The organism is Streptomyces sp. NPDC056479 (assembly GCF_042795335.1).
In the GTDB taxonomy this organism is placed as follows: domain Bacteria; phylum Actinomycetota; class Actinomycetes; order Streptomycetales; family Streptomycetaceae; genus Streptomyces.
In genome coordinates, this window is the sequence record NZ_JBHTRZ010000003.1 from 1,004,136 (window position 1) to 1,017,870 (window position 13,735).

Annotated in this window: 15 protein-coding genes; 2 read left to right on the forward strand and 13 right to left on the reverse strand. The window is 69.8% G+C overall.

Translation table 11 applies throughout. The features are described 5' to 3' along the window. Positions 1 to 196 precede the first annotated feature (196 nt). From ACFQ6S_RS15960 to ACFQ6S_RS15995, 8 genes are all read right to left on the reverse strand, one after another. Positions 197 to 964 (reverse strand): DUF3159 domain-containing protein, encoded by a 768-nt coding sequence (locus ACFQ6S_RS15960; RefSeq protein ID WP_383408879.1) that lies wholly within the window; start codon positions 962 to 964, stop codon positions 197 to 199. 3 nt (positions 965 to 967) lie between these two features. Further along, the gene (locus ACFQ6S_RS15965; RefSeq protein ID WP_383408882.1) at positions 968 to 1,366 is read right to left on the reverse strand and encodes an OB-fold nucleic acid binding domain-containing protein; all 399 of its coding nucleotides are present in this window, start codon (positions 1,364 to 1,366) and stop codon (positions 968 to 970) included. Between the two features lie 77 nt (positions 1,367 to 1,443). Next, positions 1,444 to 2,127 (reverse strand): response regulator, encoded by a 684-nt coding sequence (locus tag ACFQ6S_RS15970; RefSeq protein ID WP_383408885.1) that lies wholly within the window; start codon positions 2,125 to 2,127, stop codon positions 1,444 to 1,446. Then, a complete protein-coding gene (locus ACFQ6S_RS15975; protein WP_383408888.1) occupies positions 2,124 to 4,730 on the reverse strand; it encodes a DUF4118 domain-containing protein in 2,607 nt (868 codons plus the stop codon). Before ACFQ6S_RS15975 ends, ACFQ6S_RS15970 begins: the two co-directional genes overlap by 4 nt. Before the next feature lie 136 nt (positions 4,731 to 4,866). After that, the gene (locus ACFQ6S_RS15980) at positions 4,867 to 6,033 is read right to left on the reverse strand and encodes an alginate lyase family protein (protein ID WP_383408892.1); all 1,167 of its coding nucleotides are present in this window, start codon (positions 6,031 to 6,033) and stop codon (positions 4,867 to 4,869) included. A 159-nt stretch (positions 6,034 to 6,192) separates the two neighbouring features. After that, positions 6,193 to 6,951 (reverse strand): DUF3710 domain-containing protein, encoded by a 759-nt coding sequence (locus ACFQ6S_RS15985; RefSeq protein ID WP_383408895.1) that lies wholly within the window; start codon positions 6,949 to 6,951, stop codon positions 6,193 to 6,195. 1 nt (position 6,952) lies between these two features. Further along, the gene (gene dut, locus ACFQ6S_RS15990; protein ID WP_383408898.1) at positions 6,953 to 7,504 is read right to left on the reverse strand and encodes a dUTP diphosphatase; all 552 of its coding nucleotides are present in this window, start codon (positions 7,502 to 7,504) and stop codon (positions 6,953 to 6,955) included. Beyond that, complete coding sequence (locus ACFQ6S_RS15995) at positions 7,501 to 8,085, reverse strand: PaaI family thioesterase (protein ID WP_383408901.1); 585 nt, start codon at positions 8,083 to 8,085, stop codon at positions 7,501 to 7,503. Before ACFQ6S_RS15995 ends, dut begins: the two co-directional genes overlap by 4 nt. Before the next feature lie 58 nt (positions 8,086 to 8,143). Here ACFQ6S_RS15995 and ACFQ6S_RS16000 point away from each other — a divergent pair, with 58 nt between their 5' ends. Further along, positions 8,144 to 8,605 carry a DUF3093 domain-containing protein gene (locus ACFQ6S_RS16000; protein WP_383408904.1) on the forward strand — a complete coding sequence of 154 codons (462 nt, stop codon included), beginning with the start codon at positions 8,144 to 8,146 and terminating at the stop codon, positions 8,603 to 8,605. Between the two features lie 77 nt (positions 8,606 to 8,682). Here the strand turns inward: ACFQ6S_RS16000 and ACFQ6S_RS16005 are convergent, their stop codons facing one another. From ACFQ6S_RS16005 to ACFQ6S_RS16020, 4 genes are all read right to left on the reverse strand, one after another. Then, positions 8,683 to 9,606 carry a hypothetical protein gene (locus tag ACFQ6S_RS16005; protein WP_383408906.1) on the reverse strand — a complete coding sequence of 308 codons (924 nt, stop codon included), beginning with the start codon at positions 9,604 to 9,606 and terminating at the stop codon, positions 8,683 to 8,685. A gap of 13 nt (positions 9,607 to 9,619) precedes the next feature. After that, complete coding sequence (locus ACFQ6S_RS16010; RefSeq protein ID WP_005481602.1) at positions 9,620 to 9,916, reverse strand: DUF4193 domain-containing protein; 297 nt, start codon at positions 9,914 to 9,916, stop codon at positions 9,620 to 9,622. 405 nt (positions 9,917 to 10,321) lie between these two features. Next, positions 10,322 to 11,572 carry a sensor histidine kinase gene (locus ACFQ6S_RS16015; RefSeq protein ID WP_383408909.1) on the reverse strand — a complete coding sequence of 417 codons (1,251 nt, stop codon included), beginning with the start codon at positions 11,570 to 11,572 and terminating at the stop codon, positions 10,322 to 10,324. Between the two features lie 6 nt (positions 11,573 to 11,578). Continuing rightward, entirely contained in the window at positions 11,579 to 12,232 is a 654-nt protein-coding gene (locus ACFQ6S_RS16020) for a response regulator transcription factor (RefSeq protein WP_007385219.1), read from the reverse strand. Between the two features lie 418 nt (positions 12,233 to 12,650). Here ACFQ6S_RS16020 and ACFQ6S_RS16025 point away from each other — a divergent pair, with 418 nt between their 5' ends. Further along, positions 12,651 to 12,824 (forward strand): hypothetical protein, encoded by a 174-nt coding sequence (locus ACFQ6S_RS16025; RefSeq protein WP_383408912.1) that lies wholly within the window; start codon positions 12,651 to 12,653, stop codon positions 12,822 to 12,824. 88 nt (positions 12,825 to 12,912) lie between these two features. Here ACFQ6S_RS16025 and ACFQ6S_RS16030 read toward each other — a convergent pair whose 3' ends face one another. After that, positions 12,913 to 13,728 (reverse strand): inositol monophosphatase family protein, encoded by an 816-nt coding sequence (locus ACFQ6S_RS16030; protein WP_383408915.1) that lies wholly within the window; start codon positions 13,726 to 13,728, stop codon positions 12,913 to 12,915. Between the last annotated feature and the right edge of the window lie 7 nt (positions 13,729 to 13,735).

Below are 13,735 nucleotides of genomic sequence, written 5' to 3' on the forward strand. Positions count from 1 at the left end.
TTTCGTGGCCGCACAACCCCACAAGGAACAGCTGGAGGACCTTCTGTCGGTCCGACGCGAGAACACCAAGAGCTGACCCTCTGGCCGCCCACGACGATGGGGGCCCCCCTGCGTGTGAAGGCCCCCCTCCGTCGTCGTACGGAAGTACGGAAATCCGGGCCTCTCGGCCTTGGGGAGATCCAGGTCTTGAGGAGATCTAGGCGTCTCGGCGGTGCCGTCCGCCCGTGGCGTCGCCGCTCTCCCCGGCCAGCGCCGCCTTGCGCTCCTCCTCGGCCTTCTCGGCCGCCTCCATCTCCGCGAACACGTCGATGGGCGCCGGCGCCTTCGCCAGGAAGACCCAGGTCAGCCACACGGCCAGCAGGAACGGCGGGATCTTCAGGGCGATGAGGACCCAACCGAACTGCGTGGTGTCCGCCCACCAGTACAGCGGGAAGAGGATGGCGCACTTGGCCAGGAGGATCAGGCCCCAGGCGTAGCTGGCCTTCGCGTACGCCTTCTTGCGACCGGGGTTGCGCGTGCGCCAGGAGAGGTTCTCCTTGAACACCGGGCCGAGGATCAGGCCGATCAGTGGCACACCGCACAGGGTCGTGATGATGTACGCGAGCGCCAGCCCCAGCGTGTAGAGCATGCCGGGCAGGTAGAAGTCCTTGGCGTTGCCCGTCATCATCGCGAACACGACACCGAAGGCGACACCGAACACACCGCTGAACGCGTGCTTCACGGTGTCCCGCATCGCCAGGCGCACCACCACGAGCACCAAGGACACCGCGAGGGCCGCGATGGCCGACATGTGGAGGTCTTTGTTGATCGTGTAGATGGTGACGAAGAGCAGGCCGGGCAGGACCGTCTCGATCATGCCGCGCATGCCGCCGAAGGCCTCGAACAGCGCGGCCTCGGTCACCGCCCGGGAGTCGTGCTCGGTGTCTGCGGTGGTGTCTTCGGTCGGCTTGTCGAGCGACGTCACCGGCTACTCCCGTCCAAGGGGTCTCAGTTCGTATTTCGGATTGAACAGCACCCGGCGGCCCCGGCTCATGGAGACCCGGCCCGATGCGATCAGCCGGCGCCCGGGCTCTATGCCCACGATGGAGCGCCTGCCGAGCCACACCACGTCCAGGGCGGCGGAGCCGTCGAACAGCTCGGCCTCCAGGGCCGGGACTCCCGCACGCGGCCGCAGGGTGACCGTGCGCAAGGTACCAGTAACCGTCACGATCTGCCGGTCATGACAGTCACCGATCCTGATGCATCCGGTGGTCTCGGCGTCCTCCCGCAGCTCCTCGGACTCCAGGTCCTCCTGCGACGAGGAGAGCCGGTCGAGCATGCGCCTGAACCGGCCCACCGACTTTTCGGAACGAGGAACAGCACTCATGACTTGAAGCCTACCGGGGTGCACCGACACTCACGTACCCCTGGTGCCGAGGCCCGAATCGGCCCTGGTCCGGGGGCTCACTTCTCGAACCGGTACCCCATGCCCGGCTCCGTGATGAAGTGCTTGGGATGCGACGGGTCCGCCTCCAGCTTCCTGCGCAGCTGGGCCATGTACACGCGCAGATAGTTCGTCTCCGTCCCGTACGACGGCCCCCACACCTCCTGCAACAGCTGCTTCTGGCTGACCAGCCGCCCCGTGTTGCGGACCAGCACCTCCAGCAGATGCCACTCCGTCGGAGTCAGCCGTACGTCGTTCCCGCCCCGGTTCACCTTCTTCGCGGCGAGGTCCACGGTGAACCCCTCGGTCTCCATCAGCACGTCGTCCTCGCCGCCCCCGTTGGGCTCGGCCCGGCGGACGGCGGCCCGCAGCCGGGCAAGGAGCTCGTCCATGCCGAACGGCTTCGTGACGTAGTCGTCGGCACCCGCGTCCAGCGCCTCGACCTTCTCGTCGGAGGAGTGCCGGGCGGACAGTACGAGGATCGGCACCCGGGTCCAGCCGCGCAGCCCGCGGATCACCTCGACGCCGTCCATGTCGGGCAGACCGAGGTCGAGGACGACCACGTCGGGGTGGCGGGTGGCGGCGAGTTCGAGGGCGGTGGCGCCGTCGTGGGCCGCGTCGACCTCGTACTTGCGGGCCTTGAGGTTGATCACGAGGGCGCGCACGATCTGCGGCTCGTCGTCGATCACCAGAACCCGGGTCATGTGGTCTGCCTTTCGGGTCGTACGGAGCGACGGGGCTCATCGGAAGAGGGAGGCACAGGGAGGTGAGAGGGCTCCCCGGCGCCGGGCGGCTGCCCGGAGCTCGGTCCCACCGCCCTGATGGTGAGCACCATGGTGAGGCCGCCGCCAGGGGTGTCCTCGGCGTTCAGGGTGCCGCCCATGGCCTCGGCGAAGCCGCGTGCGACGGCCAGGCCCAGTCCCACCCCCGCGCCGCGCGGGGCGTCGCCGTAGCGCTGGAAGGGCGCGAAGATGCGCTCCTTGGCCTCGTCCGGGACGCCCGGCCCGCGGTCGACCACCCGGACCTCGACCCGGTCGGCGATGGCGCTGGCGGCCACCAGGACCCTGTTGTCGTCCGGGCTGTACTTGACGGCGTTCTCGACGAGATTGGCCACCGACCGCTCCAGCAGGCCCGGGTCCACGGCGACCATCGGCAGCGACTCCGGGATGTCCAGCTCCACGCTGCCTTCGGGCACCCCGCCCAGCGCCATCGGCACCACCTCGTCGAGGTCGAGCTCCCGGATCAGCGGCGTGACGGTGCCGGTCTGCAGGCGCGACATGTCCAGCAGGTTGCCGACGAGATGGTCCAGCCGGTCCGCGCCCGCCTCGATGCCCTCCAGCAGTTCGGCCTCGTCCTCCTCGGACCAGGCCACGTCGTCGGACCGCAGCGAGGACACGGCCGCCTTGATGCCCGCGAGCGGGGTGCGCAGGTCGTGGCTGACGGCGGCGAGCAGTGCCGTACGGATGCGGTTGCCCTCGGCCAGTTCCTTCGCCTGGTCGGCCTCGCGCTGGAGGCGCTGGCGGTCCAGGACGACGGCGGCCTGGGCGGCGAACGCGGCGAGCACGCGGCGGTCCTCGGCGGGCAGCACCCGGCCGGTCAGCGCGAGCGCCATGTGGTCGCCGACCGGCACGTCGACGTCGGCGTCCTCCGGGCGCGCCGGCGCCGTTCCCGCGCCCACCCGGCCCGCGCAGGTCCACGGGTCGACGTCGCTCTCCCGCTCCAGCAGGGCCGCCGACTCCATGCCGAAGGTCTCGCGGACCCGCTCCAGCAGCTCGTCAAGGCCGGTCTCGCCGCGCAGCACGTTCCCGGCGAGGAAGGACAGGATCTCCGACTCCGCGCGCAGCCGGGCCGCCTGGTGGGTGCGGCGGGCGGCGAGGTCGACGACGGAGGCGACCGCCACCGCCACGAAGACGAAGATCACGAGCGCGAGCAGGTTCTTGGGGTCGGCGATCGTGATGCGGTGCACCGGGGGTGTGAAGAACCAGTTCAGCAGCAGTGAGCAGACCGCGGCCGAGGCCAGCGCGGGATAGAGCCCGCCGAGCAGGGCGGCCGCCACGGTCAGGGTCAGGAACAGCAGCATGTCGTTCGCGAGCCCGAGGTCGGCGTCGACATGGGTCAGCAGCAGAGTGAGCAGCGCCGGGCCGCCGACGCCGACGAGCCAGCCCGCGAGGAGCCGGGACCGGCCCAGGCGCGCTCCCCTGGTCACGGGCAGTCCGCGTCCCTTGGCGACCTCCTCGTGCGTGACGATGTGTACGTCGAGGTCGGGGCCGGACTCCCGGGCGACCGTGGCACCGACGCCGGGCCCGAAGACGTACTGCCAGGTCTTGCGGCGGGAGGAGCCGAGCACTATCTGGGTGGCGTTCGCCCCGCGCGCGAAGGCCAGCAGCGCCGCCGGGATGTCGTCGCCGACGACGTGGTGGAAGGTGCCGCCGAGGTCCTCGACGAGGGTGCGCTGGACGGCCAGCTCCTTCGGCGAGGCGGACGTCAGCCCGTCGCTGCGGGAGATGTAGACGGCGAGCACCTCGCCGCCGGCGCCCTTCTCCGCGAGCCGCGCGGCCCGGCGGATCAGTGTCCGCCCCTCCGGGCCGCCGGTCAGTCCGACGACGATCCGCTCCCGCGACCCCCAGATCCGCGACACCCGGTGATCGCTGCGGTACTGCTTGAGGTACTCGTCGACCCGGTCGGCCACCCACAGCAGCGCCAGCTCCCTGAGGGCGGTGAGGTTCCCGGGGCGGAAGTAGTTGGACAGGGCGGCGTCGACCTTGTCCGACTGGTAGATGTTGCCGTGCGCCATCCGCCGCCGTAGCGCCTGTGGCGACATGTCGACCAACTCGATCTGGTCGGCGCGGCGCACCACCTCGTCGGGGACGGTCTCCTGCTGCCGCACTCCGGTGATGGACTCGACGACGTCCCCGAGGGACTCCAGGTGCTGGATGTTGACGGTCGATACGACGTCGATCCCGGCCGCGAGGAGTTCCTCGACGTCCTGCCAGCGCTTGGCGTTGCGGGAGCCGGGGATGTTGGTGTGGGCGAGCTCGTCGACGAGGGCGACCTGGGGGTGCCGGGCCAGGACGGCGTCGACGTCCATCTCGGTGAAGCGGCTGCCGCGGTACTCGAGCTCTCTGCGCCGGATCTGCTCCAGCCCGTGGAGCATCACCTCGGTGCGCGGCCGGTCGTGGTGCTCCACGAAGGCGACCACACAGTCGGTGCCGCGTTCCACCCGCCGGTGCGCCTCGGACAGCATCGCGTACGTCTTGCCGACGCCCGGTGCCGCACCGAGGTAGATCCGAAGCTTGCCGCGTCCCATGGTCCCCATTGTGTTCCGGCCCCCGCTGTTTACGCAGCGTCGACCTTACGGCCAAGAAATGCGACAAATGGGGCCGGGTGCCGCGGCGGGAGCGTCTTTGACGCAACCCTGACGCTTCCGCCGCGTGCCGTACGCCTCAGCTGGGGTTGTCGCCGTGGGTGAGGGTCTCCCAGGCCACGAAGAGGTTGTTGGAGCCGGCCGGGCGGCCCCGCTCGGTGAGTGTCTGGGTGTTGGTCATCGCGATGCCGAGACGGTTGTGCAGGGCGTTGTAGCCGACCTCGGTGATCGGGCCGAGCCCGAGCTTCAGCGAGCCCCCGCACAGCCAGCTCGGGGCCGCCGTGCCCAGCTGGTACTTCGCCTGGAACCCGAGCGCCTGCCGCAGCCGCTCGCCGACGTCGGTGCCGTACAGATCCTCGCCCTGGATCCGGCTGGTCTCGGCGACGTGCGAGATCGCGGAGATGCCGTACCCGGTGTGGGTGAAGTCGCGGCAGGTCTCCTGGGTGAGGCCGGTGACGAAGGTGCCCTGTCCCTGCCAGTAGTTGACGATCTTCTCGCGGGTGTTGAGGTTCTGGCTCGGCACGGTCTTCGGCAGATCGCCGTCGGAGGACAGATAGACATAGGCGGCGGTGCGGGTGCGGAACTTCGCCATGGCCTTGTCGTACGACGCCTTGTCCTCCAGGAAGACGGAGATGCCGACGGCGGCCTCCATCATCGACAGCTCCCAGTTCCCGTTGGAGTTGGAGCCGTTGATGATCTCGGGCAGATAGACATTGCGGAGCATGGTGGCGAACCGTCCGGAGTTCGCCCAGCTCCCGGTGTACGTGTACTTGATGATCTCGGCGGCCTTCGGCCAGGAGGAGCCGGCCCAGCCGGTCTGGAGCGGCGCGTTGCTGTTGGTGTGGTCCCTGATCACCGCGGACCAGGCGTCCATCAGCTCGATGGCCTTCTTCGCGTACCGCTCGTCGCGGGTGATGTACCAGGCGAGGGCCTGGGTGTAGGCGGCTATCGCGTCCTCGCGCTCGTCGGTGCAGCCGTAGTTCGGGTTCGAGTACGAGCCGCACTCGACGACCGCGCGCGGCTTGGGCGTGCGGTTCAGATCGGCGTACTTGCTCCCCATCATCTGGTCGTAGGCGCCCTTCCAGGGCTGGGCGCCCGCGTTGACCTTGGAACGGGCGAAGTCCAGCTGGGACTTGGAGACGGTGACTCCGGGATGGGCGAAGGTGCTGGGGGCGGCACCGGCGGGCCAGGCGAGAACGCCGGCGACGAGGGCGGCCGCGGTCGCGAAGAGTGCGGTTCTGCGCATGCGTGGGGGGCCTTCCGTTCTCGTATATGAACGTGAAGCGCCTTTATGAACAGGCGCGTTGGCCGGAGACGGTAGGTACAGACCAATGCGCCGTCAATAGTTCACGCACGAGAAAGGGCCGCATCCCGTACGGGATGCGGCCCTGGTGTCTCTAGTCGGTCAGCGGACCTCTGTGATCTCCGGTCCGCGCTGGAGCTGGCCCATGCCGCCGGAGAAGCGGGAACCGGCCTCCTCCTGCTGAACGCCCTCGGGAACCATCTGGGCGTCGTTCGGCAGCTGCAGGACGATCGGGTCGCGGGGCGCCATCGGGCCCTCGCCGCGGACCACGACCGTGTCCCGGAAGATCTGCTCGAGCAGACCGGCCGCCTGCGGCTGCACCGCGCCCTGGCCCGAGATCACACCGCGCAGGAACCAGCGGGGACCGTCCACACCGACGAACCGCACGACCTGGAAACCGCTCGTGCCGTCCGGCAGTTGCACCGGCACCTGGGCCCGCAGCTCCCAGCCGAGCGACCCCTCGACCTCGTCGACGATGCCACCCTGCTGAGTGATGCCCGAGCCGATCTCCTCGCGCACCTCGCTCCAGATGCCCTCACGCTTGGGCGCGGCGAAGGCCTGGAGCTGGATGGCGCTGTCACGCAGCACCACGGTCGCCGCGACGATCGCGTCGCCCGCGACCTCCACACGCAGTTCCATGCCGTCGACGCCCGGCACGAACATGCCGCCCAGGTCCACCCGGCCCTCGCCGGGCTCACGGACCTCGGAGCTGTCCCACGGCCCGTCGGGGCGCGGTTCCGGTTCGAGCCGTACACGCTCACGCGTGCCGTCGTCGTCCGCCTCAGAGTCGATGTCGACGACCTGCTCGGGCTCGCCGGCCGCGTCCTCGGCGGCACCCTTCTTGTTGCGACGTCCGAACACGTCACTGTCCTTCCCGGTCGGATACGACCGAAGCGTATCGATTCCCACCCGTAGTGCCGCCTTCGGCGGCCTGACCGCTTTGCTCGCTTGTACCGCCCACCGCGGCATGACCGCCGGTGGACCCGAAGCCCCCCATGGCCCGTGCCGAATCGGGAAGCTCCGCCACCTCCTGGAAGCGGACCCTCTCGACCTGCTGGACAACCAGTTGGGCGATCCGGTCGAAGCGCTCGAACCGCACGAGCTCATGCGGGTCGAGATTCACCACGATCACCTTGATCTCCCCACGGTACCCGGCATCAACCGTCCCTGGGGCATTCACCAGGGCGACACCGAGACGGGCGGCGAGACCGGAGCGCGGGTGCACGAAAGCCGCGTACCCCTCCGGGAGGGCGATCGACACCCCGGTGGGCAGTACGGCCCGCTCCCCGGGCTTCAGTTCACGGCTCTCGGTGGTGCGCAGATCGGCCCCCGCGTCGCCGGGTTGCGCGTACGTCGGAAGCGGTACGTCCGGGTCGACGCGCCGGATCAGCACGTCCAGGGGGGCACGGCTCACGGGTTCACCTCGAAGGCGCGGGCGCGCCGGACCTGGTCCGGGTCGTCCATGGCGGCACGGATCTCCTCCGGGCGGCCGTTGTCGATGAAGTGGTCGACCTTCACCTCGATGAACAGGGCGTCGGCGCGGACGGCGACGGGCCCGTCGGGACCGCCGATCCGCCCGGTGGCGGTGGAGAAGATCTTGCGGCCCGCCACGGCCGTCACCTCGGCCTCCAGATACAGGACCGTGCCCACCGGAACCGGCCGCACGAAGTCCGTCTCCAGCCGCCCGGTCACGGCGATGGTCCGCAGCAGCCAGTTGAGCGAGCCGAGGGTCTCGTCGAGGGCGGACGCGAGGACACCGCCGTGGGCGAGCCCGGGCGCTCCCTGGTGGGCGGGCTTCACGGTGAACTCGGCGGTGATGCTCACGCCGTCCCCGGCCCGCGCCTCCAGATGCAGTCCGTGGGGCTGCTCGCCGCCACAGCCGAAACACTCGCCGTAGTGCGCACCGAGGAGCTCACCGGGTGCGGGAGCGTCCGGGTGCCGCACGGGTTTCACGGCGTCGGCCGGGGGCTTAAGAGCTGCGGAAGTACCTCTCACAGCCGCAGACCTTACCCGCGCATCGAGTAGGGCCGGACACCGTGCCAAGCTTGGCTCCATGCAGCTCTCCGCCGCCCCGTACGAAGAACGCCTCACGGCCCCCCGCTCCTGGTGGCTGATCTCGTTCCTGGTCGGGCTCTCCCTGGCCCTGATCCTTCTGCCCTTCGGCACCCTGCCCATGCTCGCCGGTCTGGCCGGCGGCACCGCGGCGGCGGCCGTCATGGCCAGTTCGTACGGCTCCATCCGCATCCGCGTGGTGGGCGACTCGCTGATCGCGGGCGAGGCGAAGGTCCCGCTTCGGGCGCTGGGCCAGGCACACGTCCTGGACGCCGAGGAAGCCCGCGCCTGGCGCACCCACAAGGCGGACACCCGGGCCTTCCTGCTGCTGCGCGCCTACATCCCCACGGCCCTGCGCGTGGAGATCACGGACCCCGAGGACCCGACGCCGTATCTGTACCTGTCGACCCGTGAGCCGGAGCGCCTGGCGGAGGCGATCAGGGCGGCCAAGGCCGCGGCCTAGCACACCAGATCGGGCCGTCACCGGCCCGGTCAAGATTTCCTCTTCCCGTCGCAAAGACTTGTCCCGGTGCCGGGGCGTCACCCGTTCCCGAGATCCTTGCGCCACTGGGCGCGTGCGTCGTCACCCATCGGCAGCGGCTTCGCCGGGCGCTCCAGCGGCGGCAGTTCGGGCAGCTCCTCCCAAGCCACCTGCATCTTCCGCAGGTCCGTCCGGATCCGCGCCGCGAGCTTCTTGGTGTCCCGGCGGTTCATGACCGCGCCCACGGCGGCCCCCACCATGAACGGCATCAGGTTCGGCAGGTTCCGCACCATCCGCTTCATGATCTGCTGACGCAGCTCCCGCTTCATGCGCCCGCCGAGTGCGGCGTTGACCGTCGCCGGCTTCATCGGGTCGATGCCGCGCTCCTCGGTCCACGAGGAGAGATAGGCGGAGCTGCGCTCGCGCAGACCGCCGGGCGGGCGTACGCCGTACACCTCGTGCAGTTCGGCGATCAGCTTCATCTCGATCGCCGCCACACCGGTGATCTCGGCGGCCAGCTCGGTCGGCATCGCCGGCGGCACCGGCAGCATCGCCGCCGCGCCGACTCCTGCGCCGACCGTCGAGCTCGCATTCGCCGCTCCTGCGACGAGTTTGTCCGCGAGCTGTTCGGGCCCGAGGCCCGGGAACTGCCGTCGAAGCGTCGCAAGGTCCCGTACGGGGATCCGCGGGGCGTTCTCGATGATCCGGTCGGCGAGGTACCCGAGGGCCGCTCTGGCGGCGCTGCCGCCCTTACGGACACCTTCCCTGGCCCTCTCCCGGATCACCGCGACCCTGCGTCTCGCGACGGGCGCGGGAGCGTCGACCGGTGCCGGGAGGTCAGGCCCGGACATCGGTTCGAGCGAGGCTCCCTTTTCGGATGAGCCCCGCTCGTCGTCACGCGCGCCGTGCGAGCCGTCGGACGGCCCTTGGTCCGCTTCCCGCTTCAGAAAGCGGCGCTTCCGAGGAGGGGTCGAGCCAGTCATGCCCGACCCGCCCTCAGTCGCAGTCGCGGCAGATCGGCTGACCGTTCTTCTCCCGGGCCAGCTGGCTGCGGTGGTGCACCAGGAAGCAGCTCATGCAGGTGAACTCGTCCTGCTGCTTGGGCAGCACCCGGACGGCCAACTCCTCATTGGAGAGGTCCGCGCCGGGCAGTTCAAGGCCTTCGGCGGCCTCGAACTCGTCGACGTCCACGGCGGAAGTCGACTTGTCGTTCCGCCTGGCCTTCAGTTCTTCAAGGCTGTCCGAGTCGACGTCGTCGTCGGTCTTGCGTGGGGTGTCGTAATCCGTTGCCATGTCGCTCTCCCCCTCTGGGTGTCTGCGGTGTCTCCAGCGCACGTAACGCGTGAGAGGCCGGACTTGTGCCCGACCCGAGGCGGAGATTTTGCCTCACATCAAGGTCTGTTACTCAATCGACACCCAACCGGACTCCTCAAGAGTGATCGGCTTGGATGGCGAACGGGACCGTACACGGTCCTAATGCCGCAGTTCAAAGGCGTCTCACCGTGTACTTCCCGTGATCAAGACCCCTGAAAACCCGGATTTTCCCGGCTTTCCGGCAGGTCACATGATCACGGAGAGTAGATGGCCAGAAAACCGCCCTTGTGATCGATCACACACATGACCGTTCGGTTGGTGCCCAGAAAATTCCGCGCAAAGCGAACATCCTCCGGACTGCGGCAGCTGTCGGCGCATATGGTCTCAGACGGGAAGGGTGACGCGCATCACGAGCCCTCCGCCCTCGCGCGGCTGCGCCGCGATATGGCCACCGTGCGCCCGCACCACGGACCGCACGATGGACAGTCCCAGACCGACCCCCTTGTCGCTGCCCGTGCGCTCCGTACGCAGGCGTCTGAACGGCTCGAAGAGGTTGTCGATCTCGTACGCCGGCACCACCGGCCCGGTGTTGGAGACGACCAGCACCGCCTGCCCGTGCTGGACGTCGGTGGTGACCTCGACCCAGCCGCCCTCCGGAACGTTGTACCGCACGGCGTTCTGCACCAGGTTCAGGGCGATGCGCTCCAGCAGGACGCCGTTGCCCTGGACCACGGCGGGCTTCTGCTCGCCGCGGATCATCACGCCCTTCGACTCCGCCTCGCCATGGACCTGGTCGACCGCCTGCTCGGCGACCTCGGCGAGGTCTACCGGCTTGCGCTCGACGATCTGGTTGTCGCTGCGGGCGAGCAGCAGCAGGCCCTCCACGAGCTGCTCACTGCGCTCGTTGGTGGCCAGCAGCGTCTTGCCGAGCTGCTGGAGCTCCACCGGCGCGGTGGGGTCGGACAGGTGCACCTCGAGCAGCGTGCGGTTGATCGCCAGCGGTGTCCGCAGCTCGTGCGAGGCGTTGCCGACGAAGCGCTGCTGGGCGGTGAAGGCCCGTTGCAGCCGCTCCAGCATGTCGTCGAAGGTGTCGGCCAGCTCCTTCAGCTCGTCGTCCGGGCCGTCCAGCTCGATACGGCGGGACAGATCCGAACCCGCCACCGCGCGGGCCGTGCGGGTGATCCGGCCGAGCGGCGACAGCACGCGGCCGGCCATGGCGTAGCCGAAGGCGAACGCGATGATCGCGAGGCCCAGCAGGGCGAGCAGGGACCGGCTGAGCAGATCGTCCAGGGCGACCCGGCGCTGATCGTCGATGCAGGCGCTGACCGCCTCGTTGAACTGCGGGTAGGTGAGGTTGGTGGCGTTGTTTATCGCGGAGCAGTTGTCGCTGGTGACCCTGAGCTGGTCGCCGTCCACGATCTTGAACAGCGGCTCGTTGCCGGTGTTGATCGCCTGCGCGGCCAGCAGATAGATGATCGACAGCAGCAGGATGCCGGCGATCAGGAACATGCCGCCGTACAGCAGCGTGAGCCTTATCCGGATGGTCGGGCGCAGCCATGGGAACTGCGGCTCCGACCTGCGGGGGTCCCAGGTGGGCTTCGGGGGCGCCTGGGGCGGCGCGGGGGTGGCGGCCATGGCGGATCAGATCCGGTAGCCGGAGCCGGGCACGGTGACGATGACCGGCGGCTCGCCCAGCTTGCGGCGCAGCGTCATGACGGTCACCCGCACGACGTTCGTGAACGGGTCGGTGTTCTCGTCCCAGGCCTTCTCCAGCAGCTGCTCGGCCGAGACGACCGCGCCCTCGCTGCGCATCAGCACCTCCAGGACGGCGAACTCCTTCGGCGCCAGCTGCACCTCCTTGCCGTCGCGGAAGACCTCGCGGCGGTTGGGGTCGAGCTTGATGCCGGCGCGCTCCAGGACGGGCGGCAGCGGCACGCTGGTGCGGCGGCCGAGGGCGCGCACGCGTGCCGTCAGCTCGCTGAAGGCGAAGGGCTTGGGGAGGTAGTCGTCGGCGCCGATCTCCAGTCCCTCGACCCGGTCGCTGACGTCGCCGGAGGCCGTGAGCATCAGCACGCGGGTGGGCATGCCGAGTTCGACGATCTTGCGGCAGACGTCGTCGCCGTGCACCAGCGGGAGGTCGCGGTCGAGGACGACCACGTCGTAGTCGTTGACGCCGATGCGCTCCAGGGCGGCCGCACCGTCGTACACGACGTCGACGGCCATGGCCTCCCGGCGCAGTCCGGTGGCCACCGCATCGGCGAGCAGCTGCTCGTCCTCGACGACGAGTACGCGCACGTCGCTTGTCCTTCCTGTGTCCACCCGCGTAGCGCTTGGGCCGCGCGCGGGCAGGGGGTCCTGGTCGGGTGTGTAGGCCTCCATCCTGCCCTTTTCGGCCATAAGTCGGCGGTAAGACGGGTGAGCGGCCCTTGAAGGACGGTGTGAGGCCCGGGAATGCGAGATTTTCTCGTCCGGTTGAGGTTTCCGTGGAAGAGAGCGCGGGGAGGACGGCATGTACACCCCGCGATCACGCTCTGCATGTACCGCAGCACCATGCGGTACGGCGCAATCCGCTTTCCGCAGAGCGGGTGTGGGTGTCCGGCACCGTCGCCGCCCAGCACGGGCAGCGCTGGGCACCTACTGGAGACGTGATCGCCCCTTCCGAACGGCACACCCCCGTGCCACCGACCCACGACCCAGGACGAGGGGGCGCAGCATGGACGCATTCACCGCAGGACTTCTGCAGCGCATAAGGACGACCGAGTCCGACCTGACGCGGGCTCTCGACGAGGGCGACGAGTTCCTCGTCGAGGTGGAGCAGGGCGAGCTCGACGACCTGCGCCGCCTCGCGGCCGAGCATGGTGTGGAAGTCGGCATGTCCGGCGTCTGACCGGCTTGTAAGCACAGCAGCGGGCCCCCGGCGAATCCAGCGCCGGGGGCCCGCTCTTGTCGCAGCCGTGGCGCCGGCCGCCGTTCCGTCAGTCGTGCCAGGCGCCGAAGCCCTCCAGAAGCTGCTGGAGCGGCTCGAAGACCCCCGGCGTCGCGGCGACCGCCAGATCACGGGACGGCCGCTCCCCCGGCCGTCCACCGGTCAGCGCACCCGCCTCGCGGGCGATCAGGTCCCCCGCGGCGAGGTCCCAGGCGTTGAGGCCCCGCTCGTAGTAGCCGTCCAGGCGGCCCGCCGCCAGGTCGCACAGGTCGATCGCGGCCGAGCCGCCGCGGCGGATGTCGCGCAGGAGGGGGATCAGACGCTGGGCCACGTCGGCCTGGTGGGTGCGGACCTCGGTGACGTAGTTGAAGCCGGTGGAGACCAGGGCCTGGTCCAAGGGGGCCGTCGGGCGGCAGCGCAGCCTGCGTTCGCCGTCCCAGGCGCCGGTCGCCCAGGCGCCGGTGCCGCGGACCGCGTGGTACGTCTCACCGCGCATCGGGGCCGCGACGACCCCGGCCACCGTCTCGCCGTCCTGCTCGGCGGCGATGGAGACGGACCAGGTCGGCAGGCCGTAGAGGTAGTTGACCGTGCCGTCGAGGGGGTCGATCACCCAGCGGATGCCGCTCGTGCCCTCGATGGAGGCACCCTCCTCGCCGAGGAAGCCGTCGTCGGGGCGCTGCTCGGAGATCAGGTCGGTGATCAGCTTCTCCGCCGCGATGTCCATCTCGGTGACGACGTCGATCGGGCTCGACTTGGTCGCCGCGACGGCCAGGTCGGCCGGACGGCCGTCGCGCAGCAGCTCGCCGGCGCGGCGGGCGGCCTCCTGGGCCAGGGTGAGCAGTTCCGTGTGCAGGGCGTCGGGCACGGGGCTC